The sequence below is a fragment of the Mycobacterium sp. E802 genome (assembly GCF_001666875.1).
Taxonomy (GTDB): domain Bacteria; phylum Actinomycetota; class Actinomycetes; order Mycobacteriales; family Mycobacteriaceae; genus Mycobacterium.
In genome coordinates this window covers 46,575-71,606 of record NZ_LZJD01000124.1, presented here as the reverse complement: position 1 = coordinate 71,606, position 25,032 = coordinate 46,575, and the positions used below count along the sequence as shown (strand labels likewise).

Genomic DNA, 25,032 nt, shown 5'->3' with positions numbered 1-25,032 from the left:
TGAGCGTCAACGTGTGCACAAAAGAGGAGAAGGCGGCGATCGCCGAGATGATCGGCGGCTTCCGATTTTCGACCAGCTTCGGGACCACGCTGTCGCGCCTGGTGCGGCACGGCATCGGGGTCCACCACGCCGGGATGCTGCCCAAGTACCGGCGGCTGGTCGAACAACTGGCGCAGGCCGGGCTGCTCAAGGTGATCTGCGGCACCGACACCCTCGGGGTGGGCATCAACGTGCCGATCCGCACCGTGGTGTTCTCGGCGCTGTCCAAATACGACGGCACCCGGATGCGGTTGCTCAATGCCCGCGAGTTCCATCAGATCGCCGGGCGGGCCGGGCGGGCCGGCTACGACACCGCGGGCACCGTCGTGGTGCAGGCGCCCGACCACGAGGTGGAGAACCTCAAGCAGTTCGCCAAGGTGGCCGACGATCCGAAGAAACGTCGAAAGCTGGTGCGCCGCAAGGCACCCGAAGGCATGGTGCCGTGGGGCGAGAACACCATGAACCGGTTGATGGACGCCGCGCCGGAGGCCTTGACCAGCAACATGCGGGTGTCGACCGCGATGATCCTCGACGTGGTGGACCGTCCCGGTGACCCGTTCGAGGCGATGCGCCGCCTGCTCACCGACAACCACGAGCCGCGCAAGCGTCAGTTGAAACACATCCGCGAGGCCGTCGGCATCGCCCGGTCCTTGTTACAGGCCGGGGTGATCGAGCATCTCGACCAGCCCGAACCCGATGGCCGCCGCTACCGGCTGACCGTCGACCTGCCCGACGATTTCGCGCTGAACCAACCACTGTCGACGTTCGCGCTGGCCGCGGTCGACGTGCTGGATCCCAAGTCGGAAAGCTATGCGCTGGACGTGGTTTCGGTGATCGAGGCGACCCTGGAGGACCCGCGCCAGATCCTGGCCGCGCAGCTGAACAAGGCGCGCGGCGAGGCAGTGGCCCAGATGAAGGCCGACGGCATCGAGTACGACGAGCGCATCGAGTTGCTCGACGAGGTCACCTACCCCAAACCGCTGGCCGAGCTCCTGGAGCACACCTACGAGGTGTACCGGCAGACCAATCCGTGGGCGGCCGACGGGCACCTGTCCCCCAAGTCGGTGGTGCGTGAGATGTGGGAACGGGCAATGACGTTCCGCGAATACATCAGCGTCTACGGGCTGACCCGCTCCGAGGGCGCCGTGCTGCGCTACCTGTCGGATGCGTTCAAGGCGCTGCGCTCCGGTGTGCCCGCCGCGGCCCGCACCGAGGAGCTCGCCGACATCGTCGAATGGCTCGGCGAATTGGTACGCCAGGTGGACTCCAGCCTGCTCGACGAATGGGAACAGCTCACCAGCCCCGATCAGCCGCACGATGTGCCGGTGGCCATGCCGGCCCGGCCGCGCCCGCTGACCGGCAACGAGCGGGCCTTCACCGCGATGGTGCGCAACGCGTTGTTCCGGCGAGTGGAGTTGTTCGCCCGGGCCCGCTGGGACGAGCTCGGCGCGCTGGATGCCGCGTCAGGTTGGACCGCCGATCGGTGGGCCGAAATCGGTGAGGAGTATTTCGACGAACACGCCGAGGTGGGCACGGGAGCGGACGCGCGTGGGCCGGCGTTGCTGATCTTCGACCGGCAGCCGCAGGTGTGGCGAGTTCGACAAATCCTCGATGATCCTGCCGGAGATCACGATTGGGGCTTCGACGTGGAAGTGGACCTCGCCGCCAGCGACGAGGAAGGCGCTGCGGTGCTGCGTATCGTCGACGCCGGGCGGATGAGATGAACAAAGGAACCGTGAAGCACGTGCCAGCTGACGATCACGACGTCGAAGTGCAGTCCGAACAGAGCTATGTCGACGGGCTGTACACCCGCCTGGACGCCGAACGCATCCGGGTGCGCGACCGCTACCGCACCGCGCTGCGCGAGCACGGCGGGTCCGCGGTGGAACGCGACGCCGAGGTGCGGGCGTTGGCCAAGGAGGCCAACCGGCTCGACGTGGCCGACAACGGTCTGTGTTTCGGTCGGCTGGAAACCGTTGACGGGGAACGCCTTTACGTCGGTCGACTGGGGATCTTCGACCGCGACAACGACTTCGAGCCACTGCTGCTGGATTGGCGCGCACCATTGGCCCGGCCGTTCTACACCGCGACCGGCGCCCACCCCGAAAACATGCGAAAGCGCCGCCAGTTCCGCACCCTCGGGCGACGCGTACTCGATTTCACCGACGAGGTGCTGGGCCGCCCCCACGAGGGCGATCACGGCGATGCCGCACTGCTGGCCGCGGTCAACGCCCCACGCGGTGCAGGCATGCGCGACATCGTCGCCACGATCCAGGCCGAGCAGGACGAGATCATCCGCAATGAGCACACCGGGGTGCTGGTGGTCGAGGGCGGCCCGGGCACCGGCAAGACCGTGGTGGCGCTGCACCGGGTGGCCTATCTGCTCTATACGCACCGGGAGCGGATCGAACGCCACGGCGTGCTCGTGGTCGGGCCCAACGAGGCGTTCCTGAACCACATCGGCCGGGTACTGCCCTCGCTGGGGGAATCCGATGCGGTGTTCATGACCCCCGGCGACCTGGCTCCCGGCCTGCACGTCACCGCCGAGGACGCGCCCGAGGTGGCCGCGATCAAGGGGTCACTGAAGATCCTCGACGTGCTGGCCGCCGCGGTCGCGGACCGGCAGGAGGTCCCCGACGAGCCGATCTACATCGAACTGCCCGATGTCACCGTGCGCATCGACGCCGAAACCGCGCAGTGGGCCATCGAAGAGGCCCGAGAGACTGGACTCCCGCACAACGAGGCGCGGGCGACGTTCCGTGACATCGTCACCTACGTGCTCACCGAACGCGCCGTCGCTCGTATCGGTAAGGGGTGGCTGACTCGTGCGGACAAGGCGGCGTGGGAGGAGCTGCGGGCCAGCGTGGTCAGCGAGCTCGACGACAATGCCGCGTTCGCCGAGGCACTCGATGCGCTGTGGCCGATCCTGACCCCGGAAAGCCTGCTCACCACGCTGTATTCGTCACCCGATCGGCTGAAGGCGGCCGGGGCGGATGCCCGGTTCTTCCGCGCCGAAGGAGACGCCTGGACCGTCTCGGACGTGCCGCTGCTCGACGAGCTGGTCGACGTGCTGGGGCGCGACAAGGCCGCAGATGAAGCCGCCGAGCGCGAACGCCGCGAGGAAGCCGCGTACGCCGCAGGGGTGCTCGATCTGATGATCGCGCGTGAAGATCTGATGGACGACGAGGACCACCTTTTGGCCAGCGACTTGATCGATGCCGAGGACCTGGCCGACCGGTTCGCCGAACGCGATACCCGCGAACTCGCCGAACGTGCTGCGGCCGACCGGGACTGGACCTACGGTCATGTGGTGGTCGACGAAGCCCAGGAACTGTCCGAGATGGACTGGCGGGTACTGATGCGTCGTTGCCCGCGCCGGTCCTTCACGATCGTCGGTGACCTGGCCCAGCGTCGCTCGGCGGCCGGCGCCCGGTCGTGGGGCGACATGCTGGAGCCGTACGTGCCGGGCCGGTGGATCTACCGGACGCTGTCGGTGAACTACCGGACCCCGTCCGAGATCATGTCGGTGGCCGGTGCGCTGCTGGCCGAGTTCGCCCCCGGGGTCACCCCGCCGGAATCGGTGCGGGCCGCCGGCGTGCAGCCGTGGTCGCGAAAGCTGACAACAGCCGAGATACCGGCGGCTGTCGAGGAATTCGTGCGCGACGAGGCCACCCGCGAGGGTACGGCCGTGGTGATCGGGCCGCCCGAGGTGCCCGGAGCGGTGGCCCCGTCGGACACCAAGGGTCTGGAGTTCGACGCGGTGCTCGTGGTGGAACCCGCCCGCATCCTGGCCGACGGTGACCGGGGCGCGGCCGAACTCTACGTCGCGCTCACCCGCGCCACCCAGCGCCTCGGCGTGCTGCACACCGAACCGTTGCCCGCTGCGCTGAACGGACTCGTCGATGCCTGACACCACCTGCGCGATCGTCGGCGGCGGGCCCGCGGGGATGATGCTGGGGCTCATCCTGGCCCGGTGCGGGGTCACGGTCACGGTGCTGGAGAAACACGCCGACTTCCTGCGCGACTTCCGCGGCGACACAGTGCATCCGAGCACCATGCGGATGCTCGACGAGCTGGGGCTGTTCGACGAGTTCAGCAAGATCGGCTACAGCAAGGTGGAGAAGGCCGAATTTGCGGTCGGCGGCCGGGCGCCGGTGACCCTCATCGACTTCCGACGGTTACGCCAACCCCACCCCTATGTGGCGATGGTGCCGCAGTGGGACTTTCTGGATCTGTTGGCCGACGCCGGTCGGGAGGAATCCAACTTCACCCTGCGCATGCAGACCGAGATGACCGGCCTGCTGCGGGACGGCGAGCGGATCACCGGTGTGCGTTACACCGGTCCCGACGGCGACGGTGAGTTGACCGCCGACCTCACCGTGGCCTGCGACGGGCGTTGGTCGCTGGCCAGGCGCGAGGCCGGATTGACGCCCCGGGACTATCCGGTGCCCTTCGACGTGTGGTGGTTTCGGGTGCCACGCACCGAGGACGGTCAGTACTCGCTGATCCCGCGCACCGCTCCCGGGCGGGCGCTGATCATGATTCCTCGCACCGGGTATTTCCAAGTGGCATACCTGATCCCGAAAGGCAGCGACGCCGAACTGCGGGCCCGGGGCCTCGACGCGTTCCGGGCCGAGTTGGCCCAACTGATCCCCGAAGCCGACCCGCACGCCATCTCATCCTTCGACGACGTCAAGCACCTCGACGTCCGACTCAACCGCCTGTCGCGGTGGCATCGCGACGGCCTGCTGTGCATCGGCGATGCCGCCCATGCCATGTCGCCGGTCGGCGGCGTCGGCATCAACGTCGCCATCCAGGATGCCGCCGCGGCCGCGCGCCTGCTGTACGAGCCGCTGCGCGAACACCGGGTCACCGAGTCGGACCTGGCGGCCGTGCAACGGCAACGGCAGCTTCCGACCGTCATCACCCAAGGGTTCCAACGCATCCTGCATCGTCAGGTGTTGCAGCCGGTGATGGCCGGTGGCGAGATCGTCCCGTCCGGGCTGTTCCTGATGATCGTGCGCCGGTTCCCCCAACTCACGACGATCCCGGCCTACCTGGTGGGCACCGGGGTGCGTCCAGAGCACGTCGCCGGACCGGCCCGACGGTAGGTACCGGCGTGGGTGGCAAACAGAATCCGGAGCAACGCCGACGCGAATTATGCGACGCGGCAATCACTCTGCTGGCCCGTGAGGGGATCAAAGGCGTCACACATCTGAAGGTGGACCGCAAGGCCGGGATGCCTGACGGAACCACGTCGTTCTACTTCCGGACCAGCGCGGCGCTGGTGCGTGCGGTGGCCAACCGAATCGCCGACCTCGATCTGGCCGACCTCACCGCGGCAACCCGAACGCGACGCCACGGCGAGTCGCCGGCGGCCGGCCTGGCCCGGCTGGTCGTCCAATCCGGCGTCGGGCAGCGTCTGGTCCGCAGCAAGGCCCGTTACGAACTGGTCATGCCGGCCAGCCGTGACGCCGCCCTGGCCGAGGCGTTCAGCCACAACCAACGCCGGTTCTTCGAGCTGCACCGTGACGTGGTGGCCGCTCTCTGTCCGGCCGACACCGATCCGCACCTTGTCGACGAAAAAGCTTATGCGCTGCTGACTTTCATCAGCGGGCTGATGCTGGCCCTGGCCCGCGGAGACCGGACCATCAACTCCGCCGAACAACTGCAGACCATCATCACCTCGATCGTCGCGTCAGTGCCTGCCGCGTCACATCGCGAAGGAGTAGCCGCCGTTGACCGGTAGCGTCTGCCCGGTGATCCAGGACCCGTGGTCGCTGGCCAGCAGCACCGCCAGATAGGCGACATCTTCGGGCAGACCGGGTCTGCGGATCGGGTACCGCGACAGGATTGCCTTCGCCTGAGGAGAATCGGCCATCTCGGCCCACAGCGGTTCGGTCAGCGGGGTACGCATGGTGCCCAGGGCAATGTTGTTGGCCGTGATGCCGTAGCGCCCGTTCTCCAGGGCGATCGAGCGGGTCAGACCGGCGGCGCCGGCCTTGGCCGCCGCATATACCGCGCCGCTGGCATCCCCGGTCCGTCCGGCGTCGGAGACGATCGTCACCACCCGGCCCCACTGGCGCTCGACCATCCCCGGCAGCACCGCACGCGTGCAGTGCAGCACGCCATAGAGATTCACCCGCAGGAACGGATCCCAGTCGCTCGGAGCGCTTTCGGCGAACGGCATCCGCGCGGCGAAGCCCTCGGCCCCGGCGTTACCCGCGTTGTTGATCAGGATGTCGACCGGCCCGGCCCCGGTAATTGCCTGCGTGGCCGCCTCATAGTCGGTGACGTCGAACGGCACGGCGACCGCCTCACCGCCGGCGGCACGCAACTCGGCGGCAACCTCCTCGGCGCGGTCCCCGCGCAGGTCGTTGATCAGCACCGTGGCGCCGGCGGCACCGAATGCCTCGGCCAGCCCGCGGCCGACTCCCTGGCCGGCCCCGGTGATCAGCACCCGGCGAGGTGAGAGATCGAATTGCAGCGTCATCGTCGGCCAGGTCTCCTGTATTTCGGTGGGTTTGAGACAACGTACCGCACCATTTCTCTATATATGTAGAGTCTGGTACGGCTGACCCGCACAGCATCGAACGGAGCCCGAGTGAAATTCATCTTCAACTTGCCCCACATGCTGCGACTCAAGGCGATGATGCAGCCGTGGGAGGCCGACGTCACCGGCGCCGACCAGACCCGCATGGCCAAACGGGCCGACGAACTGGGCTACGACATGATCGCCGCGCCCGAACATTTCGTGATCCCGCGCGACCACGTCGAACTGTCCGGACCCCACTATCTGCAATCCACCGTCGCTCAGGCGTACCTCGCCGGAGCTACCACCTCCATCCGGCTCAACTCGTGCATCACGGTCCTGCCCTTGCAGCACCCGATCGTCCTGGCCAAGGCGTTGGCGACGGCCGACTGGATGAGCAGTGGCCGAATGATGGTCACCTTCGGAGTCGGTTGGCTGCAACGGGAATTCGAGTTACTGGGCGTGCCCTTCCAGGAGCGCGGCCGCATGGCCGACGAGTACCTGGCCGCGATCGTCGAGCTGTGGACCAGTGACAATCCCCGGTTTGAGGGCCGCTACGTGTCGTTCGACGACATCGCCTTCGAACCCAAACCGATTCAGAAGCCGCACCTTCCGGTGTGGATCGGCGGTGACGCCGACGCTGCCCTGAAACGGGCGGCCAAGTACGCCAGTGGATGGTGGTCTTTCCTCACCCCGCCCGAGCAGCTGGCCGAGCGCGTCGAATTCATCAAGTCGGCACCGGGTTACGACGGCCGGCCCTTCGACGTCGTGCACGGTATGGCGACCCGGCGCGTCGGTGAAGGCCATACCGTCCGTGAGGATCCCGATGCCCGGTCCGGGATGAGTGCCCAGGAGCTCGTCGACCGGTTGTGCTGGCTCGCCGAGCAGGGCGTCACCGTCAGCGCGGTGCCGCTGCCGGCAGTCCGCGGTGTCGACGAGTACCTCGACTATGCCCAATGGGTGATCGAGGAGATCAAACCCAAAGTGCCCTAGCCGCCCCCTACCCTGAGAAGGTTCACCACGAGGAGGAAATCCGATGAGCGATCACGACGTCCGCATGATCATCCTGTCGACCGACGACCTCGACGAATCCATCCGGTTCTACAGCGAAACCCTGGGCATGCCACTGAAGTTCCGCGACGGTGCCCACTTCGCCGCGCTCGACGGCGGATCTCTGACCCTGGCGCTGGCCACCTCCGTCGACCATCCGATCCCGGGCCAGGTCGTCGTCGGGATCAAGACCGCCGACGTGGACGGTGCGGCCAAGGCCATCGAGGCCAGCGGCGGCGGAATCATCAAGCATCCCTACGACGATGCCCATGAACGCCGCGCGGTGGTCTACGACAACAAGGGCAACGGCCTGGTGTTCTACAGCCCGCTGGCTCGCTAACCGCTCGGAAGCCCGCTGGCGCGCTGAAGCCTCAGCCGGACGACGCCGCGGCGAGCAGAGTTTCGGCCAGCCGGGCCGCAGCCGGGGTCATCCGCTCGGCCCGTGGTGCGGCCAAATAGACCTGCCATGTCGCCGGATCACGGAGGGCGACTGTCCGTAGATCGTCGAACCGCCGCGCCTCCGAGGCCGGCATGAACGCCGTGCCCAGGCATTGCCGACGAGTTCGGCGATCACGGCGAACCCGGCCGGCACCTCGTACTGCGTTCTGGGGGCCACCCCGGCCCGGTGAAAAGCGTCGTCCATCCAGACCGAACTCGGGTGGGAACCCGACGAGATCCTCGTCGGCCAGATCCGCCAGATCGAGACGACGTCGCCGAGAGAGCGGATGATCGTCGCGGCAGACGAACACCATCTTCTCCTCGAACAACAACGTCATGTCGAGCCCGGTGGGAAAACGGTTCGGCAGTGACACCAGCGCCAGATCCAGCGAGCCTTCCAGCAGCGCCGACAGGTAGGCCGACGCGCCGGACTGGCTCAGCCGCAAGCGCAACCGCACGAACGGGTGGGCACGGTGAAAGTCACCGAGCGCGCGGGCGACATCGACCGGCCCGTAGGAGATCAGCGACCCGAATTCGACGGTGCCCATGAGAGCTCCGCGAAACTTGCCGGTGGATTCGGTTGCGGCGCGGGCCGCGTGCAACACCTCGAGGGCGTGCGGCCGGAAGGCTTCACCTGCCGCGGTGAGGCTGATCCGTTGCCGCGACCTGTCGAACAACGCCACCCCGAGCTCACGCTCCAGCTTCGCGATCGACGACGACAATGCCGACTGCACCACGTGTGCCCGCTCGGCGCCACGGGTGAAACTCATCTCACCGGCCACCGCGATGAAGTGTTCAAGCTGACGTAACTCCATGGCTAGAACCTATCGATTTGGTGGATGAGACTCATCAGATCCAATCGTTGGACTTGATGTGTACCCGCAGCGTGAAATGGACCGATGGTGACAGCGTTGAGTAGAAGGCATTTCGGCTTCCTGACGGCAGCCGCCGCTGGGGCGGCGACACTGGCGGCCTGTGGCGGCGCCCCGACACCGACGTCGCCGTCCGGACCACCCGCCAAGCCGTCGCACACCATGAACCCCGTCAAGCAGATCGATGCCGGCGAACTCGATGTCGGCTACACCGACGCCGGCCCTGCCGACGGACAACCAGTGATCCTGTTGCACGGCTGGCCCTACGACATCCACAGTTATGCCGACGTCTCGGCACTGCTGGCCGCCCGGGGCTTCCGGGTGATCGTCCCCTATCTGCGCGGGTTCGGCTCGACCCGGTTCCGTTCGGCCGACACCGTGCGCAACGGTCAGCAGGCGGCACAGGCGCACGACGTGATTGCGCTGATGGATGCCCTCGACATCGGGCAGGCCGTGCTCGGCGGATACGACTGGGGCGGGCGCACCGCCAACAACGTCGCCGCACTGTGGCCACAGCGGTGCGCCGGTCTGGTCGCGGTCAGCGGCTACATCACCGTCAACCTCGCCGCCAACCTCCAGCCGCTGCTGCCGCAGGCCGAGTTGGGTTGGTGGTACCAGTACTACTTCGCCACCCCGCGCGGCGAACTCGGCTACCGGCAGAACACGGCGGAGTTCAACCGGCTGATCTGGCAGAAGGCCTCGCCGCTATGGCATTTCGACGACGCTACCTACAACCTGTCCGCAGCGGCCTTCGACAACCCCGATCACGTCGACATCGTGGTGCACAACTACCGGTGGCGGCTGAGCCTGGCTCCCGGTGAGGCCCGCTTCGACGCCGACGAGGCGCGACTGGCCGCCAAACCAGCCGTCACCGTTCCCACGATCACGATCGGGTCGGACTTCGACGGCGCCGCCAAGGACGGTGCCGGCTACCGCGCGCTGTACACCGGCCCCTACGAACACCGCATCTTCGACGGCATCGGGCACAACGTGCCGCAGGAGGCGCCAGAGCAGTTCGCCGCCGCCATCGCCGACGTCAGCCGGATGGGCGGGCGCTGATCTCCGGGCACGTGCTTCTGCGGCACTGTGACAGCTCAGGTGGTGTACATCGACAGGTGGACGTACACCTTATCGGTCGCCCGCTCGTCGACGATGACCTCGCGGGTCACCGACTGACCCTCTTTGTTGGTGACTCGGTCCTGGGCATATAGCGGATTCGGCGCCTCGGAGAGCTCCGGCCCTCCGATCACCCGCATCCTTCGTGGGATCTTCGAGGCCTGCGGCCGGTGGCCGAATTGGGATAGAAATCTCGGTAATTCCGCAGTGCTGGTGCGGAATGCCAAGCGGTAGCGCGTATCACGACCCGCATCGGTGTCAACGGCCAACACCTCGGCCGTCGGTGGGAGATTCACGTCGCCGAATTCTGTGGCGGTCTCAGCGGAGGCCTGCATACCTTGTCCTCTGTCCTTGGTAGCGTCGTGCGACGTTGAACACGCCGCCAACAACACGGCACCCAGCAGCCACACAACCAGCGCAATGCGTTTCTTGCCGATCATCTGGGGACCCCGTCATAGGCCGATACCGAGGAAGCCCCGGCAATTGAATGAATCACGGGTACGGACGTCCGGTCAGTTCCCGGATGGTCCGGATCTCCCCTTCCCGGTACGGCCGGCCGTCGCCGTGGAACAGATCGTGAAACCAGACGCGCGGCGGCGTCCGGTACGGGCGGTCCCACGAATCCCACGGCAGGTACGTCTGGGTCTTACCGGCCACCAGACCCCAGGTGTAGGCGCCGACGTTGTGCCGTTTGGCGATCGGCAGCACACCCTCGATCGTGCTGCCCTCACCTCGGGCCAGGTACTCGGTGCACATGATCGGACGCCCCAGCGGCGCGAGCTCGCCGATCCGGGCCTCGAATCCGGCCGGATGGTCGTAGCTGTGGAACGTCAGCACATCCGACAGGTCGAGCTGCAGCGTCGCCATCCGGCTACGCTTGGCCGGGTCGGCCCACGGTCCATCCCATACCCCGCTGGTCAACGGCTGGATCGGGTCGACCAGGCGGGCCCAGCCGAACACCTGGGGCAGTAACCCCTCGACCAGCGCGATCTTGTCCTGCCGCTCCACCTCGTGATAGTTGGCCGCCGGGTTGTCCGGCTCGTTCCACAGGTCCCAGCCCAGCACCCGGTCATCGCGCCGGAACTGGCTGATCACGCCGATGACGTAGTCGCGCAGGACACGCCGATAGCGGCGATTGTCGAGGTTCTGCGCACCGGGGCTCTGCACCCACACCGAGTTGTGGATGCCCGGGCGGGGCCGACGCTGGCGCCCGAGCCGGGGAAACGGGTCCCAACAGGAGTCGAACAGCACGAACAGCGGCTTGATGCCATGGCTGGATGCGAGCGCGACGAACTGGGACAACCGGTTCTGAAAACCCACCTGGTCCTGCGCCCACAGCTGGTCGTGCAGGAAGACCCGCACGGTGTTGAGTCCGGCCAGTCTTGCAATACGCAACTCGTTGTCGATGCGCTGGGGGTCATAGGTCGCCCGCTGGAACATCTCCAGTTGATTCACAGCATTGGACGGGATGAAATTGGCACCGACCAGCCAGCCCTGCTCCCGGTACCACCGGTGCGCCCGCTCCGGCGACCACCGCCCGGCCCGCGCGTCGGCCTGCGGCACCCGGCTCAACGCCGCTGCTGCGGTCATGAGCAGCGAGACTTTGAAGGCGCTCCGCCGGGCCATCCGGCCCCCGAGAGGTTGTCTGGCGTGCTGGCTGTAATGCCCAATCAAGCTGTGTTCCTTGTATTTTCGTTGCGTCAACGGTCAGGTTCGCGTTTCTGCGGCGTCAGTCTGCCCACCACTCGAGGTGTACCCGAGCCCGGCTCGGACTGCACCCCGGGGCGGGCTGGTTTGGGGTAGGCCACTTCGGGTACCTGTTCGCGGTGGGTGATCGTATTGCAGATCCGTGGGGCATCAGAACGCCCTACGGCAAAGGAGAACCGTGGCCACACCGGGTGGACACCTTCCTCGACGGCGGATTGTCCCCGGATCAGGTGGACCGGTGGGTGCAATCCGCGGCGGTACTGCATTCCAACGGCGACGGCGTCGACATCGCGGTCAAAGACGGTCGCATCGTCGGGGTTCGCGGCCGCGGGGTGGACCGGGTCAACCACGGCCGAGTGGATCCCAAGGACTTGTTCGGCTGGCAGGCCAACAGCTCACCCGACCGGTTGACCACCCCGCTGATCCGCCGTGACGGCAAGCTGGTCGAGACCGATTGGGACACCGCGATGAGCCGGATCGTGCAGCGGAGCAAGACGCTGCTGGCCGAGCGCGGTCCGAGCTCGATCGGCTTCTACACCTCCGGCCAGCTGTTCATCGAGGAGTACTACACGCAGGGCGTCATCGCGCACGGGGCGATCGGCACCAACCACGTCGACGGGAACACCCGGTTGTGCACCGCCACCGCCGGTGAGGCACTCAAGGAATCCTTCGGCTGCGATGGGCAGCCCGGGTCCTACACCGACGTCGACCACTGCGACGCGATCGCCCTGTACGGCCACAACGTGGCCGAGACCCAGACCGTGCTGTGGATGCGGATACTCGACCGGCTGGCCGGCTCCGACCCGCCGGCGATCGTGTGCGTCGACCCCCGGCCCACGCTGGTGGCTCAGCACGCCACCGTGCACCTGGCTCCGCTGCCGGGCACCAACGTCGCGCTGATGAACGGACTGCTGCACGAGATCCTCGCTCACGACTGGGTGGACCACGATTACATCGACGCCCACACGGTGGGCTTCCATGAGCTCGCCAAGCGGGTCGCGGAGTTCCCACCGAAACGGGTGGCCGAAATCTGCCGGATCGAACCGGCCCGGTTGCAGGCCGCCGCGGAGGTCCTCGGCACCGCGCCCCGGCTGTTGTCCACCGTGCTGCAGGGCTTCTACCAATCCCACCAGGCCACCGCGGCGGCCGTGCAGGTCAACAACGTGCACCTGGTGCGCGGCCTGCTCGGGAAACCCGGATGCGGGATCCTGCAGATGAACGGCCAGCCCACCGCCGAGAACACCCGGGAATGCGGCGCCGACGGCGACCTGGCGGGATTTCGCAACTGGTCCAACGACTCCCACATCAAAGAACTGGCGAAACTGTGGAACCTGGACCAAATGCAGATCCCTCACTACGCCCCGCCGACCCACTGCATGCAGATGCTGCGCTTCGCCGAAGAGGGCACGCTGCGCATGCTGTGGGTCACCGCGACCAACCCGGCGGTATCGCTGCCGGAGCTGGCCCGGATTCGCAACATTCTTTCCCAGGAACGGCTCTTCCTGGTGGTGGAGGACATCTTCCTGACCGAGACCGCCGCGCTGGCCGACGTGGTCCTGCCCGCGGCGGCGTGGGCTGAGAAGACCGGAACATTCACGAATGCCGATCGGACCGTGCATCTTTCGGAGAAGGCGATCGATCCACCCGGGCAGGCCCGCGCCGATCTCGACATCTTTCTCGACTACGCCCGCCGCATGGACTTCCGCGACAAAGACGGCCACCCGCTGCCGCCGTGGACCAATCCCGAAGAAGCCTTCGAAGCCTGGAAGCGGTGCAGTGCGGGCCGGCCGTGTGACTACACCGGCTTGACGTACGACAAGCTGCGCGGCGGCAGCGGCATCCAATGGCCGTGCAACGCAGAGAATCCCGACGGCACCGAACGCCTCTACGCCGACGGGCAGTTCTGGGCTCACCCCGACTATTGCGAGGCCTACGGCAAGGACCTGATCACCGGCGCACCTCTGGAGCCGACTGAGTACCGCGCGATGAACCCCCACGGGCGGGCCATCATCAAAGCCGCCGAGTATGTGCCGCCGCACGAACCGCCTTCGCAGGACTACCCTTTCGTGCTGATCACCGGCCGCACTGTCTTTCAGTTCCACACTCGCACCAAAACCGGACGGGCACCGCAACTGGACGCCGCCGCACCTCAGGTATGGGTCGAGATCTCGGAAGCCGATGCCCGCCAGGCCGGGATCGACGAAGGAGATTTCGTCGAGGTCCGCACCCCGCGGGGTTGCGTCGTCGCCGCGGCGCGTATCACCGGTATCCGGCCCGGGGTGGTCTTCCTGCCGTTCCACTACGGGTATTGGGACACTTCAGATCTCACCTCCGGCGTGCGGCACCGGGCCGCCAACGAGCTCACCCTCACCGATTGGGACCCGGTGTCCAAACAGCCGATCTTCAAGACCGCCGCGGCCCACGTGCGTCGCGTCGGCAGTGGCCACGGGCCCGCACCGGCGCCGACCAACACCGCGTCGGCTCCCGTGGCCGCGGCGGTGCGCGCGACCACCGGCGGCGCTGCGGCGCAGGTGACCGAGGAGACGGAGGGCCCATGAGCAAGATCGCGCTGGCGCTGGCCGAACTTCACCGCAGTGAAGGCGCACTGGCACGCGAGCTCAGGCGCGTCGCCGCCCGCCACCACAGCGATCAGGACATCTCCCACCTCGCCGACGACCTCGCCCGGTGGTCCGAGGAGCACGTGCAGCTGCTCGCCGAGCATGGCCGACACTACCGGCTGCATCTGTCCCGCCGTACCCGTCGGCTGCGCGTCAGCCGCTGGATCCAGGAACAGCTCAGCGCAGCGATGCGCCGCCGTCCCGAACCTGCCCTACTGCTGCTGGCCGACCTGCGCCGGGTCCATCGCGACGCGGCCGGCGTGTCTCTGGACTGGGAGTTGCTTTCCCAAGGCGCCCAGGCCACCAAAGATCACGAGCTGCTCACCCTCACCGAACGCTGCCATCCGCAGACGCTTCGTCAGATGCGTTGGGCCAACGCCATGCTCAAAGAGCTGTCACCGCAGGCTTTGAGCAGCTGAGACGGCGTGGCGGTCCCATGCCCGGGGCGTCAGCCGTCGACCTGCCACCACTTTCACCGCAACCACAGCCATGGCGAGTAGACCGCGTATTCCCTTGAGCGAGGCTGCGATCGACCACACCGTGGTGATCGCCGGCGCGGGCAGGGGTCGTCCCTCGATACGGTCGGTGAGCCACCCCAATGCGGTCGGCGCCGACAGCGGCATCAAGGTGATGTGCTCGCTGAGCCGGTCCCGCACATACTGCACGTTCGCTCCGGCATCCACATAGCGCTGCACCTGCCCGTCGACATCGGCGACATCGACGAACTGGTCGTTGACCGGTTGCACCACCAGCAGTGGACAGTTCGGGACGTGCATCCCCAGCCGAAGGTCATCGATGACGGCGACCACGTCGGGCAGCGCCAGCAGGTCGGCCAGCGGGATGTCGATGTAATCGTCGAGGTCGTCGTAGCGGAACCGGCCGATGGCCGCGACGGTGCCGAGCGTCTCGATCTCGTCGAGACGACGCAACCCGGCCGGTGTCACGTGCCGGTCGATCAGCCGGTTCAGGTTCGGGTAGATGTGGCGGATCGCCGCGATGACCATGACGGGCAACCCGGCCAGGCGGGTCCCGTTGAGCTTGAGCAACGTCTCGCCCGGATCACCAACCGGGGCACCCAGCACCGCGCCGACGATGTCGAGTTCCGGCGCGTAGCTCTCGGCCATCTCGACCGCCCAGGCGCTGGCCATGCCGCCGCCGGAGTAACCCCACACCACGACCGGCGCATCGGGGCGCAACGCCAGCGGCTGGAATGACATCGCCGCGCGGATCCCGTCGAGCACCCGATAACCGGGTTCCCGCGGAGCGCCGAAATGCCCGCGGTGGCCCTCATGGTCGGCGATCGATACCGCCCAGCCGCGGCGCAACGCATTGGCGATCACGAGGAGCTCCAATTGCGGCACACAGCCGGGTGATCGGGCACCGCGCTGCAGGGCGTACGACGGGAAATACCGGTCGACGACGGCGTCGATCGCACACTGGTACGCCAGGATCGGCCGCGGGGCAAAGGGATCGGCGGTGTTGGGCAACAGCACGGTGGTCACCGCGGCGTCGGGCTGCCGGTTCAAATCACTACTGCGGTACAACAACTGCCACGCCGACACCTTCTGCAGGACCAGGCCGAACAGGGCCAGTTCCACTTCGCGGGCGCGCAGCACTGTGCCCGGGGGCAGAGATTCGAACCCGGCGGGCGGGCGGTGGAACGGATCAGCTCCGGGCAGCAGCGGCCGGCCGCGCATCCTCACCGGAACTGGCCGTTTTCGTAGTCGTCTCGAGACCGCTTGTCGACGCTGGCGACCTGATTGGGCACCATGCGGGCCAGCAGGAAATCGCGGGCCGCCTGGGGCAGCAGCTCGACGATGGCCGTGAGCGGGCCGATGAAACGCGGCACCGTCACCTCGAAGCGCGGGCGCTCGATCACCGAGACGACCACGCGAGCCACGTCGGCGGGCTGCAGCAGCCGGGCCGCTCCGGCCGCCGTGCCGCGGGCCAGTTCGGTGTCGACCACGCCGGGCATGATCACCGACAACTCGACTCCGCTGCCGGCAAGTTCGGTCCGCACGGCCCGCAGGTACCCGAGGACACCGTGCTTGGTGGCGGCGTAGGTGGCCTCCCCGGGCGGGGCCACCTTCGACGCCGCCGAGGCGATCGTGACGATGTGCCCGTTGCCGCGGGCCCGCATCAGGGGCGCAGCCGCCTTCACACCACGGATGACGCCATGCAGGTTCACATCGAGTTGACGCCGGGCGGCTTCCTCGGGTTCCGCGTCGAACGGACCGACCCACATCACACCCGCGTTGTTCACCAACACATCGACGCGGCCCCATTTCGCTTGCACCGCATCGAGAAACGCGGTGAACGCGGCGGTATCGGTGACGTCGAGATCGAATCCCGCCACCTCGCCGGCGATCTCGGCGGCCGCCCGGCGGGCACCGATGCCGTCGCGATCACCGATGGCCACTTTCGCGCCGGCCGCCGCCAACTGCTCGGCGATGGCGCGCCCGATTCCGGCGGCTCCGCCGGTGACCGCGACAACACGGCCCCGCATCGGCCGGCTCACCGGGCGCCGGCCTGCAGTGTGCGGTGGGTGAATGTCGGTGCGGTGCCCGGCGTGAAGGGGCTCGCGGTCAGCTCGCTGGTCGGGAAGAACTGCAGGAACCGTTCGTCGGCCTGGCTGCGATCAACCAACGTCTTCTCCAGGACACACGAGGTGTATTGGGTTGCGGTGGCTTCGATCGTGTTGGCGTTGAGGATGAGTTCCTGGCCCCACCGACGGGACCAGCCGGCGACGCCGGGGATGCGGCTGTGTTCGGGGGTCAGCAACTCGGTGGCGACGACGTTCTCCGACATGGCCCAGATACCGGTCTCGGTGTTGAGCACCAACGTCTGGTTGCCGGTCGCGTGCCCGGGGGTGCGCACGATCGCGACCCCGGGGCCCAACAGCCGATCGCCGTCGATCGGCGCGATCCTGGCCGGGTCGAGATCGACCATCGTCTCCGGTTGGTACCAGGGCCGCTGCAGGGGATGCAGATCGCGCATCGCCTCCAGTTCTTCGCGCTGCACCACCAGCTTGGCATTGGGGAACAGCGCGGCGATCGCCGACGGTGAGATGTCGGCCTGCGGTTTCACGGTGCCGATCAGCCGCCGCACATCCTGGGTGTGCAGGTGGTCGAAGCCGATGTAGTCGACATCTGCCGGCACGATCCCGGCCTCGGCCAACCGCTCGGCCACGGTCGCGTACTCGCGCACCATACGGTTGCGCACGACAGTGGGCGAGGACCGGTCCAGCGCCGCGAAATACGGTGTGTTGGCGTCGAGTTCGACATCGCTGGGCTCCCACAGCAGCGTGCGCCGACGGCCGTCGGCGTCGTCCCACTGCACGATCACCAGGCGGTTGGTGATCAACAGGAACGGCGCGGGCGTCACTGCGGCCCGCCACAGTCCGAACCTGGTCGGGTACGGCAACGTCACCAAGTCGTGGGTCGAGACCCGGGCGGCGCGCCCGGATGCGGCGAATTCTCGCCGGAAATCGGTGCCGGCCGTCCGCGCCATCCGCAGCGCCGCGCCGGGTCCGCCGGCCGCGCGATGGATCCGGTCGAGAGTGTCAATCGGCGCGCCGAGGTCGACGACATCGGGGATCGGGATGTCGAACGGCCCGGCGGCGGTGACCAGGGAACTCGAATCCAGGGCGGGGATCAGCCGGATCGCGGCGTCTTTGACAGTGGACAACACCATGGTGGCTCCTGACTTACCTGGGGCGATACCCGAACCCTAGGTTTGCCGACGCCCAACCAACAGTCGATGCGGGGCCAGGAATATAGGATTTTCGGACAGGAGGTGGCCCCGGCCAGATGCCCGATCTCGACTTGCCTCGCCCGTCCGCGAGCGCGCTGCTGCTGACCACTCTCGGGTCCGAGCACGGGCTGCCGGCCGACGTGGTCCTGCAGGGAACCGGACTGGAGGCCGGACCGCTGGCCGATCCGCAGACGTCGGTGTCCGGCCGGCAAGAACTGCGTATCGTCCAGAATCTCATTGCCGGGCTGGGTGATCGACCGGCACTGGGCGTCGAGGCCGGCATGCGTTATCACCTGACGACTCACGGCATCTGGGGTTTTGCGCTCTCGAGTTGCCCGACCGTGCGCTCGGCGATCGAGGTCGGACTTCGCTACGTGGACCTGACGTTCGCCTTCACCGAGATGTCTCTGGTCCCCGGGGACGATCACGTCCGCCTGGTACTGGATGCATCACGCCTACCGGTCGACGTGCGCCGGTTCTTCGTCGAACGGGAAACCGCGTCGATCGCCAATCTCGGCCGGCAGGTCACCGGCGATCCGGCGCCGCTGGGCCGGGTGCACTTCGCCTTTCCGACACCGGTCTCGCTCGAGCCCTACCGGGTATTCGGGCAGCCCCCGGTGTTCGATGCCGAGGCGAATTTCATCGAGGTACACCGCGACGCCCTCGACCTCCCCATACCGCAGGCCGACCCGCACGCGGCAGCCGCCACCGAGGAACAGTGCCGGCAGCTGCTGGCCGAGCGTCTGGCCCGGTCGGGCTACGCCGGCCGGGTCCGCGACCGGCTGGTCCAAACACCAAGTCAGCCACCGGCTCTGGAGGTCATCGCTCACGAGCTGCACATGAGCTCGCGCACGCTGCGCCGCCACCTCGAACGCGAGGGAACGTCCTATCGGAGCCTGCTGGACGAGGTACGGGAACGTCTGGCCGAAGAACTCCTGGCGATCGGCGCGCTCAGCGTCGCCGAGATCGGCCAACGGCTGGGTTACGCCGACACTCCCACCTTCACCGCCGCGTTCAAGCGGTGGAAGGACGGGACGCCGCCGAGCACCTATGCCGCACAGCGACGAGCCGACTAACCGCCCGCGGCGGCCAGGCGAGCCCGCTCCCGCATCGAGGCGACGACGCCGCCGTCGTTGAGAATGTCGGTGCCGGTGAGGTAACCCGCCCGGTCACTCGCGCAATAGGCCAGCAGATCGGCCATCTCCTCGGGCTTGCCCCAACGCGGCACCGCGGCGTCGGCGACCATGGCGCCCGCTCCGGCCTGTTCCTCCAGCCGGCCCATCTCGGTGTCGATCGACCCCGGGGACACCGAGACGATCCGCATGCCGCGGGCGTTGAACCGCTCGGCCTGCGACGAGCTGTACCACTTCACGAAGGCCTTGCTGATGGCATAGGACAGGCCCGAGCGCATCTCCTCCGGGGCCAGCTCGCAGGCCGCCAACATTTCGGTGAGGAAGCGGTCCTGATCCTGCAACGCCAACGGAAAGTGTTGCGCCGGAATGATTTCCTCGGGCAGGAGGTGCGCCGCCATCGAGGCCACGTTGACGATCGCCGAGCCTTCGCCGCCGGCGGCGAAAAACGCCTCGTTGACGTGCAGCGTGCCCAGCGCGTTCGTCCGCATGACGTATTCGGCGTCCCCCATGCTCGGGCTGACCCCGGCCGCGTGGATGACGGCGCGCACCGTGCCCACCTCCGCCGCCGTCTTCAACAACCGGTCGACAGCGTCGGGATCGGTGACGTCGGCGTTCACGATCGTGGCCGCGATACCCAGCTCGCTCAGCGCGGCGGCCGCGCCGTCAAGCCGCTCCTGCCGCACATCGGCCAGCACCACCGCCTGGTCGCGGCCGACAACCTTGGCCGTGGCCAACCCCATGCCACCGGCACCACCCGTGATCACCGTCACTCGAGTCATATTCCGCACGGTAGCGGTGAACGATCGGCAGCGTCCGGGTGGGGGTGGTGCGGGTGCTCAGCACCTCACCACGGCGACGGCTCGTGGTGACGAATCCTGGTGATCTCGGCCCGGGCGAACTGCACCCGGCCGGTCTCCGCACCGCGCGCCCGGGCCAGCTCCTGCGCCAGATCGTAGGCAGCGTCGATGATCTGCCTGGCATGGCGACGTTGCCGTCGCGGGCGCCGATTGGCCTTGCGGTACGCCCGACGAGCTTTCCGGTTCCCGGTCATGGCATCGAGTTCGGCCTCGGTGAGGACGCCCGCGGCCGCCTCGGGGGCCATGACGTCACGCAACAGGGCCCGTTCGCGCGGCACCGCCCACGCGAAAACCCGGCCGAACACGGTCAGGGTGACAGCCACGATGAGCAACCAGAACACGAGCAGCAGCAGTACGTTTCCACCGACGAGCGTTCCGGCTGAATCCCACAACCCATGCAGCACAGGTGCTGTCACGACAAGGGCCAACCCCCGCCGGATGTTGCGCGGTTCAGCCGGGCGGCCGATCAGATAGACCAGACCCGCGCAGAAGATCGCACTGTAGGCGAAATGACCGCTGACCCCGGTGACCATGCGCAGCACGATCGTCGCTCCCATCGCCGGCGCATCCCGCAGCGCGTAGGAGACATCTTCGAGCACCTGAAAGCCCAGACCGATCAGCAACCCGACGATGAACCCGTCGAACGCGGTACGAATGATCCGCCGCGCCAACGCGATCAACAGCAGCAGGCCGGCCCCTTTCGCCAACTCCTCGGTGACGGGTGCCGACAATCCGGCAGACCAGTCCAGGGCCCAGCGCTGGCCGAGCTCCTTTCCATAGAGGTCACCCAGCGCGGAATTGGCGACCGCCGCCATCGCCCACGTCGCGGCGAACCCGCCCCACAACAGGGCTGCGACCATCAGCTTGCCGGGTAGTTCGGTGTACCGGTCGGCCCGCTGGGTCAGCCACCAGAACACCGCTGCGTAGATGCTGAACACCACCACCGCACTGACCACCGATGCCGAGTCGTAACCGCCGACCAGATCGATGAAGCCGGCGATGCCGCCGCCGACCAACAGGGCGTACACCCAGAATGCGAGGTTGCGCGGCTGGAACAGCACAAAGGGTCGTTGCCATCCGGACAGGTCGATCGCCCGGGTCCGGGCGGCCAGCAGATCGCGCTGCGCCGCCTGAGTTTCAGTCATTGCCGACCGCCTCTCGCCGGACGCTTCGGATCATGCGGCCCACGGCGTCGCGGTCATCGTTGGTGGCGTCGGGCGGTGCGATCGCCAGCACCCTGATCCCGATTCCGTCGATGACGAAGGCACCCAGCACCTGCCGAGAGACCGCGTCGGTGAGCTCCACCGTGACGCCCGTGCGGCCCTGGTCGGTGATCACGGTGCTACGCGGTCCGCTGCCGATGTCCGCATCGTCGGACGTGCGGGCCGCTTCCATGTGGGTCAGCAGATCGTCCTCGTCCCCGTCGAATTCCTTGGCGACCACCGTCATCGACGTGTCACCGTCGACGACGGTTGCCGTGTCCGGATAGCCGGTCGCCGGTGCGTCGCCGCGGCGCACGCCGGCGGTGATGCCCCAGCCGGGCTCCGGCACGAACGTGACGTCGTCGGAGAGTTGGATGACGTCCCCGGCGGTGACCTGCTCGGTGTACTCGGCCGAGTCGTTGACGACGGGGATCACGACCGCCATCAGCACCCAGAGAGCGAGCACTGCGACGGCCGGCGCGAGGGTCACCCGATCCAGACCACACCAGCGGCGGTCGACGGGGACCCATCGGGGATCCGGCTCATAGCCCGCGGTGGGCCCACCGGTCGGGGTTGTCATCGGTGTCGACACCTCTCGCCTCACATTCGAAAGACCTACATTGTCTTTTCGAATGCAAATTATCGGCAAACGGACCGCTTCGCGCCCGAAAGACGCTCTGACTTGAGGCGAAAGCCCGATAATCCAGTTCTGTACCGAGGACGGTGGTGACAAGAAATGGCGCGCGGATGACGTGCCCGTATTGCGGCTCAGATCTCGACGCAGCCGGCACCTGTAGTCGTTGTGGCCAGGTGCACGGCTCGGTGTCCACCGGATGGCGCCCCGACCCCACGGCCCGGCACGAGGGCCGCTACTTCGTCACCGGGCATCCGACGAACCGGGTTCGCGATGGCCGGGCCACGACGACCGATCCGGTCGGCGGTCGGATGCTGCCGGACTATCTCGAACTGCCCAGATCGAGCATCCGCTCAACGTGGCTCGGCACCGGCGCGGCGACCGCGATCATCGTGATGACCGCCGCGGTGGTCTGGGTCCTGTTGGTGGCAGGCCGGCGCCCACCCCCGCCACCGGAGGCCGGTTACCTCTCGGCGCTCAAAGATGCCGGGCTGAGCGATCAGTTCAACTCCGACGCCAACGCCGTCGCCCACGGGCGGCAGGTCTGCCGGCACCTCGAGGACGGCGACCCCCAACAAGGGCCGATGGCCGACAAGATCGCCGTCGACACCTTCTGTCCACATTTCTCACAGGGCTTTCGCGTGCTCGAAAAGGTCACGGTCAACGGGACTTTCATACTGCTGGACAACGCCGGCCTGGACGGCATCGCGGTGGACGGAACATCGTGCCAGGGCGCCAACGGCTATTCCGACGTCAACCCCACCACCCCCGTCACCGTCAAGAGCGGCAAGGGCGAAGTCCTGGCGGCCACCACCCTGGGGCCCGGCAAGGCCGGCCCGGCCAACTGCACCTTCTCCTTCACTGTCGGGCTGACGGAAGGCCAGGACCACTACGTGTTGACCGTCGGACATCGTGGCGAGTTCACCTACACGTTCGAACAGCTTGTGGCCAAAGGTATTCAGGTTCGGCTCGGACAGTGAGGTTTGCGAGAGCGACCCGTCTTTGCAGTTCGGACGGTCGGTCCGGGTGATCGCGCCGTGACGGAGCTCACCGGTTGAAAACGGACCGGTCACGAGTCCGGCTCGCTCACATGTCAACCCGGCAACCATCTCACAACATGCATGGACACCGATTCCGGGCAGCTCTACGGTTCAGCTCTGCACAATTTTCACCGCTGTAATTTTCCAGCCCGATCAAGGGAGCTCGTCGGGGATGACTACATTTGCTCGAATCCCGGTCAAAACAGTTGTCAGTGCCGGCCTGTGCGCGACGGCATTGGCGGCTGCAGTCGCAATGAGCCCGCATGCGGCAGCTCTGAACTTCAACACAGGCGGTTACAAGTGCCTCGAGGGCGCTGCCGGTGCCGCTCCCGGCGGGCCGGTGTGCGCGGCGGCGGCAGTCGAAGCCGCCGGCGCCGTCCCCGCCGCACCGGTGGCCGTGCCGCCGGTGCCGGTGGTCCCACCCGCCGCGGTGCCGCCGGTGCCGTTGGCCCCACCCCCGGTCGGCCTTCCCCCGGTCCCGTTGGCACCCCCGGTGCCCGTGGTGCCCGCCGCTCCGGTCCCCGCCGCGCCCATCGTCCCGGCCGCGGCCCCTGCCGCGCCGATCGCCGTCGCCGCGGGTACCGGCAAGGGCGTGCCGACGGTTTCCCCCGGAGGCGGACCGGTCGCCGGTGCACCGACCCTGCCCGGACCCGAAGCTGGGGCCACCGGATAGGCGGCTCCCACAGATAGCGTCGATTAAGGCGCCTGGCTCGTGAGCCAGGCGCCTTAATTGTTGTCCGAACCGTCTTCTGTTGTCGAACCCTTCAGACCCGTTAACCCGTTGCCCCACAGCGGGGTTCGTTACTCCGGGTTCGTTACTCCTGCACGATGACCGGGTCGCCGATGTTGACGGTGTTGAAGTACCACTCGGCGGCTGCCGGAATGAGGCTGATGCAACCGTGGCTGGTGTTCTCCAGGCCCATCGACGGCACCGCCCACGGCGCCGAGTGCACGAAAATGCCCCGCCGGGTGATCCGAACGGCGTAATCCACCTTCAACAGGTACCCGTCGGACGCGTCGACGGGAATGCCGACGCTGCTGGAATCCATGGTCACCGTGCGGTCTTTCGCCAACACGGTGTAGGTGCCCACCGGCGTCGGGTACTCCGGGCGGCCCATGGAGGCCAGCAGGACCCCGTCCTCGCCCGCGTGCGGTAGGTGGTGTGGGGCCGGCAGCGGAATCGGTGGTTCCTCGCCGATCCCGTCGATCGTCACCGTGAACGTGTGATCGGAGATGTCGGCGACCCCGATGACGGCTGGGCCGGTTTGGAATTGCGTCCGCATACCGCCGACCGACAGCATCACGGTGCTGTGCGCCGGCCAGAACTCAGCCGGCGTCCACTGCACGACCTTGTTGTCGAGCCATTCGTAGGTGCCGGTGCGCGCCGGTGTGGTCTTGAGGCCGATGGCCCGTTCGACCGCTGCGCGGTTGCTCACCGGATTCTTGAAGGTCACCACCACGGGATGGCCCACCCCGACGGCGCCACCTTCGGTCGGCGCGATCGATTCGATGGTTGACGTCAGCGGCAGGCTGACTGCCGCGGTGTCGACCCTGTCGGCACCACCAGAGAAGTAGGTCATGGCGACCACGACCACTACGAGAACACCTTGAACAGCCGCGCGCATCCAACCGATTCCCTCTGCGATGCCCCCATGGTCTTGAACGTTGTCATGGTATGGGGCCGCAGGCGCCCGAATGTGTAGTTACACGGGGCAATTCGGTCAAGTGTTCATCACGGTTCGGCCACGGCACGGACGGCCTTCAGCCGTGCACCGCGCGCACACGCAAGCGTGATCACCCGCGCACCGGCCCGCTGGCTCGACGACAGCTGCGAATCGAGCCCGTCGGCTTCGGTGTCGTGGGTTTCCGTATCGAGTCGATACGACGAGGGGTGGCGGCGACGGGCTTCGGCGAGCTCGCGGGAGTACTGCTGCGACGAACACCAGACGGGGTGCGTTGCCAACTCGATGACAGTCGAGCCGACAGCATTAGTCGTCATTTTCGATGACCTCCAGCAGAGCTTCACGAAACATCGCCTCTG

General features: G+C 67.4%; 24 protein-coding genes. 12 read left to right on the top strand and 12 right to left on the bottom strand.

The window, feature by feature from the left end:
- From A5699_RS18620 to A5699_RS18605, 4 genes are all read left to right on the top strand, one after another.
- On the top strand, positions 1-1,763 hold a 1,763-nt coding region (locus tag A5699_RS18620), incomplete at its 5' end, for a DUF3516 domain-containing protein (RefSeq protein WP_067771991.1).
- A gap of 20 nt (positions 1,764-1,783) precedes the next feature.
- The gene (helR, locus tag A5699_RS18615) at positions 1,784-3,949 is read left to right on the top strand and encodes an RNA polymerase recycling motor ATPase HelR (RefSeq protein ID WP_157561330.1); all 2,166 of its coding nucleotides are present in this window, start codon (positions 1,784-1,786) and stop codon (positions 3,947-3,949) included.
- A complete protein-coding gene (locus A5699_RS18610; protein ID WP_067771965.1) occupies positions 3,942-5,150 on the top strand; it encodes an FAD-dependent oxidoreductase in 1,209 nt (402 codons plus the stop codon). The genes helR and A5699_RS18610 overlap by 8 nt, the downstream gene beginning before the upstream one ends.
- Before the next feature lie 8 nt (positions 5,151-5,158).
- A complete protein-coding gene (locus A5699_RS18605; RefSeq protein ID WP_067771962.1) occupies positions 5,159-5,788 on the top strand; it encodes a TetR/AcrR family transcriptional regulator in 630 nt (209 codons plus the stop codon).
- Here the strand turns inward: A5699_RS18605 and A5699_RS18600 are convergent.
- Positions 5,753-6,532, bottom strand: coding sequence for an SDR family NAD(P)-dependent oxidoreductase (locus A5699_RS18600; protein WP_067771959.1), 780 nt, complete (start codon positions 6,530-6,532; stop codon positions 5,753-5,755). The genes A5699_RS18605 and A5699_RS18600 overlap by 36 nt on opposite strands.
- Before the next feature lie 111 nt (positions 6,533-6,643).
- Between A5699_RS18600 and A5699_RS18595 the strand changes: the two genes are divergently transcribed.
- Together A5699_RS18595 and A5699_RS18590 are read left to right on the top strand one after the other, a co-directional pair.
- Positions 6,644-7,564, top strand: a complete 921-nt coding sequence (locus A5699_RS18595) for a TIGR03619 family F420-dependent LLM class oxidoreductase (RefSeq protein ID WP_067771956.1) — start codon at positions 6,644-6,646, stop codon at positions 7,562-7,564.
- Positions 7,565-7,607: 43 nt separating this feature from the next.
- On the top strand, positions 7,608-7,961 hold the full coding sequence (locus A5699_RS18590) for a VOC family protein (RefSeq protein WP_029109183.1): 354 nt from the start codon (positions 7,608-7,610) through the stop codon (positions 7,959-7,961).
- A gap of 31 nt (positions 7,962-7,992) precedes the next feature.
- Here A5699_RS18590 and A5699_RS18585 read toward each other — a convergent pair whose 3' ends face one another.
- Entirely contained in the window at positions 7,993-8,874 is an 882-nt protein-coding gene (locus A5699_RS18585) for a LysR family transcriptional regulator (protein ID WP_231965759.1), read from the bottom strand.
- Positions 8,875-8,958: 84 nt separating this feature from the next.
- Between A5699_RS18585 and A5699_RS18580 the strand changes: the two genes are divergently transcribed.
- Entirely contained in the window at positions 8,959-9,990 is a 1,032-nt protein-coding gene (locus A5699_RS18580; protein ID WP_067771954.1) for an alpha/beta fold hydrolase, read from the top strand.
- 35 nt (positions 9,991-10,025) lie between these two features.
- Here the strand turns inward: A5699_RS18580 and A5699_RS18575 are convergent, their stop codons facing one another.
- The gene (locus tag A5699_RS18575; RefSeq protein WP_231965758.1) at positions 10,026-10,382 is read right to left on the bottom strand and encodes a hypothetical protein; all 357 of its coding nucleotides are present in this window, start codon (positions 10,380-10,382) and stop codon (positions 10,026-10,028) included.
- 157 nt (positions 10,383-10,539) lie between these two features.
- Positions 10,540-11,673: a 1,4-beta-xylanase gene (locus A5699_RS18570; protein WP_067771948.1), complete on the bottom strand. Its 1,134-nt coding sequence runs from the start codon at positions 11,671-11,673 to the stop codon at positions 10,540-10,542.
- Positions 11,674-11,873: 200 nt separating this feature from the next.
- Between A5699_RS18570 and A5699_RS18565 the strand changes: the two genes are divergently transcribed.
- Positions 11,874-14,312 carry a molybdopterin oxidoreductase family protein gene (locus A5699_RS18565; protein WP_067771945.1) on the top strand — a complete coding sequence of 813 codons (2,439 nt, stop codon included), beginning with the start codon at positions 11,874-11,876 and terminating at the stop codon, positions 14,310-14,312.
- A complete protein-coding gene (locus A5699_RS18560; protein ID WP_067771942.1) occupies positions 14,309-14,791 on the top strand; it encodes a hypothetical protein in 483 nt (160 codons plus the stop codon). Before A5699_RS18565 ends, A5699_RS18560 begins: the two co-directional genes overlap by 4 nt.
- On the opposite strand, the gene A5699_RS18555 is transcribed toward A5699_RS18560, so the two are convergent.
- The 3 genes from A5699_RS18555 to A5699_RS18545 are packed head-to-tail and all read right to left on the bottom strand — an operon-like array spanning position 14,768 to position 18,065.
- Complete coding sequence (locus tag A5699_RS18555) at positions 14,768-16,069, bottom strand: lipase family protein (protein WP_067771939.1); 1,302 nt, start codon at positions 16,067-16,069, stop codon at positions 14,768-14,770. The two genes, A5699_RS18560 and A5699_RS18555, sit on opposite strands and share 24 nt — an antisense overlap.
- A gap of 2 nt (positions 16,070-16,071) precedes the next feature.
- Positions 16,072-16,878: an SDR family oxidoreductase gene (locus A5699_RS18550; protein ID WP_067771986.1), complete on the bottom strand. Its 807-nt coding sequence runs from the start codon at positions 16,876-16,878 to the stop codon at positions 16,072-16,074.
- A gap of 8 nt (positions 16,879-16,886) precedes the next feature.
- Complete coding sequence (locus A5699_RS18545) at positions 16,887-18,065, bottom strand: hypothetical protein (protein WP_157561329.1); 1,179 nt, start codon at positions 18,063-18,065, stop codon at positions 16,887-16,889.
- A gap of 116 nt (positions 18,066-18,181) precedes the next feature.
- Here A5699_RS18545 and A5699_RS18540 point away from each other — a divergent pair, with 116 nt between their 5' ends.
- A complete protein-coding gene (locus A5699_RS18540; RefSeq protein ID WP_067771936.1) occupies positions 18,182-19,201 on the top strand; it encodes an AraC family transcriptional regulator in 1,020 nt (339 codons plus the stop codon).
- On the opposite strand, the gene A5699_RS18535 is transcribed toward A5699_RS18540, so the two are convergent.
- The 3 genes from A5699_RS18535 to A5699_RS18525 all read right to left on the bottom strand — a co-directional run bounded on the left by A5699_RS18535 (position 19,198) and on the right by A5699_RS18525 (position 21,897).
- The gene (locus tag A5699_RS18535) at positions 19,198-20,037 is read right to left on the bottom strand and encodes an SDR family oxidoreductase (protein ID WP_067771933.1); all 840 of its coding nucleotides are present in this window, start codon (positions 20,035-20,037) and stop codon (positions 19,198-19,200) included. The genes A5699_RS18540 and A5699_RS18535 overlap by 4 nt on opposite strands.
- Positions 20,038-20,102: 65 nt before the next feature.
- Positions 20,103-21,260: a PrsW family glutamic-type intramembrane protease gene (locus A5699_RS18530; RefSeq protein WP_067771930.1), complete on the bottom strand. Its 1,158-nt coding sequence runs from the start codon at positions 21,258-21,260 to the stop codon at positions 20,103-20,105.
- Positions 21,253-21,897 (bottom strand): hypothetical protein, encoded by a 645-nt coding sequence (locus A5699_RS18525; RefSeq protein ID WP_067771926.1) that lies wholly within the window; start codon positions 21,895-21,897, stop codon positions 21,253-21,255. The genes A5699_RS18530 and A5699_RS18525 overlap by 8 nt, the downstream gene beginning before the upstream one ends.
- Positions 21,898-22,139: 242 nt before the next feature.
- On the opposite strand from A5699_RS18525, the gene A5699_RS18520 reads away from it, so the two are divergent.
- Both A5699_RS18520 and A5699_RS18515 read left to right on the top strand, forming a co-directional pair.
- Positions 22,140-22,931: a DUF732 domain-containing protein gene (locus A5699_RS18520; RefSeq protein WP_231965757.1), complete on the top strand. Its 792-nt coding sequence runs from the start codon at positions 22,140-22,142 to the stop codon at positions 22,929-22,931.
- Positions 22,932-23,163: 232 nt separating this feature from the next.
- Positions 23,164-23,664 carry a hypothetical protein gene (locus A5699_RS18515; RefSeq protein ID WP_076241053.1) on the top strand — a complete coding sequence of 167 codons (501 nt, stop codon included), beginning with the start codon at positions 23,164-23,166 and terminating at the stop codon, positions 23,662-23,664.
- A 142-nt stretch (positions 23,665-23,806) separates the two neighbouring features.
- Here the strand turns inward: A5699_RS18515 and A5699_RS18510 are convergent, their stop codons facing one another.
- A complete protein-coding gene (locus tag A5699_RS18510) occupies positions 23,807-24,616 on the bottom strand; it encodes an Ig-like domain-containing protein (RefSeq protein ID WP_067771915.1) in 810 nt (269 codons plus the stop codon).
- 107 nt (positions 24,617-24,723) lie between these two features.
- Positions 24,724-24,990 (bottom strand): hypothetical protein, encoded by a 267-nt coding sequence (locus tag A5699_RS18505; protein ID WP_067771912.1) that lies wholly within the window; start codon positions 24,988-24,990, stop codon positions 24,724-24,726.
- Between the last annotated feature and the right edge of the window lie 42 nt (positions 24,991-25,032).

What these genes read in the sequence shown, in the direction of transcription:
- A5699_RS18540 (WP_067771936.1), top strand. Translation starts at nt 18,182, where the DNA reads ATGCCCGATCTCGACTTGCCTCGCCCGTCCGCGAGCGCGCTGCTGCTG.
- A5699_RS18545 (WP_157561329.1), bottom strand. Translation starts at nt 18,065, where the DNA reads ATGGTGTTGTCCACTGTCAAAGACGCCGCGATCCGGCTGATCCCCGCC.
- A5699_RS18550 (WP_067771986.1), bottom strand. Translation starts at nt 16,878, where the DNA reads ATGCGGGGCCGTGTTGTCGCGGTCACCGGCGGAGCCGCCGGAATCGGG.
- A5699_RS18570 (WP_067771948.1), bottom strand. Translation starts at nt 11,673, where the DNA reads ATGGCCCGGCGGAGCGCCTTCAAAGTCTCGCTGCTCATGACCGCAGCA.
- A5699_RS18535 (WP_067771933.1), bottom strand. Translation starts at nt 20,037, where the DNA reads ATGACTCGAGTGACGGTGATCACGGGTGGTGCCGGTGGCATGGGGTTG.
- A5699_RS18580 (WP_067771954.1), top strand. Translation starts at nt 8,959, where the DNA reads ATGGTGACAGCGTTGAGTAGAAGGCATTTCGGCTTCCTGACGGCAGCC.
- A5699_RS18600 (WP_067771959.1), bottom strand. Translation starts at nt 6,532, where the DNA reads ATGACGCTGCAATTCGATCTCTCACCTCGCCGGGTGCTGATCACCGGG.
- A5699_RS18510 (WP_067771915.1), bottom strand. Translation starts at nt 24,616, where the DNA reads ATGCGCGCGGCTGTTCAAGGTGTTCTCGTAGTGGTCGTGGTCGCCATG.
- A5699_RS18515 (WP_076241053.1), top strand. Translation starts at nt 23,164, where the DNA reads ATGACTACATTTGCTCGAATCCCGGTCAAAACAGTTGTCAGTGCCGGC.
- A5699_RS18525 (WP_067771926.1), bottom strand. Translation starts at nt 21,897, where the DNA reads ATGACAACCCCGACCGGTGGGCCCACCGCGGGCTATGAGCCGGATCCC.
- A5699_RS18590 (WP_029109183.1), top strand. Translation starts at nt 7,608, where the DNA reads ATGAGCGATCACGACGTCCGCATGATCATCCTGTCGACCGACGACCTC.
- A5699_RS18560 (WP_067771942.1), top strand. Translation starts at nt 14,309, where the DNA reads ATGAGCAAGATCGCGCTGGCGCTGGCCGAACTTCACCGCAGTGAAGGC.
- A5699_RS18555 (WP_067771939.1), bottom strand. Translation starts at nt 16,069, where the DNA reads ATGCGCGGCCGGCCGCTGCTGCCCGGAGCTGATCCGTTCCACCGCCCG.
- A5699_RS18575 (WP_231965758.1), bottom strand. Translation starts at nt 10,382, where the DNA reads ATGCAGGCCTCCGCTGAGACCGCCACAGAATTCGGCGACGTGAATCTC.
- A5699_RS18610 (WP_067771965.1), top strand. Translation starts at nt 3,942, where the DNA reads ATGCCTGACACCACCTGCGCGATCGTCGGCGGCGGGCCCGCGGGGATG.
- A5699_RS18585 (WP_231965759.1), bottom strand. Translation starts at nt 8,874, where the DNA reads ATGGAGTTACGTCAGCTTGAACACTTCATCGCGGTGGCCGGTGAGATG.
- A5699_RS18505 (WP_067771912.1), bottom strand. Translation starts at nt 24,990, where the DNA reads ATGACGACTAATGCTGTCGGCTCGACTGTCATCGAGTTGGCAACGCAC.
- A5699_RS18530 (WP_067771930.1), bottom strand. Translation starts at nt 21,260, where the DNA reads ATGACTGAAACTCAGGCGGCGCAGCGCGATCTGCTGGCCGCCCGGACC.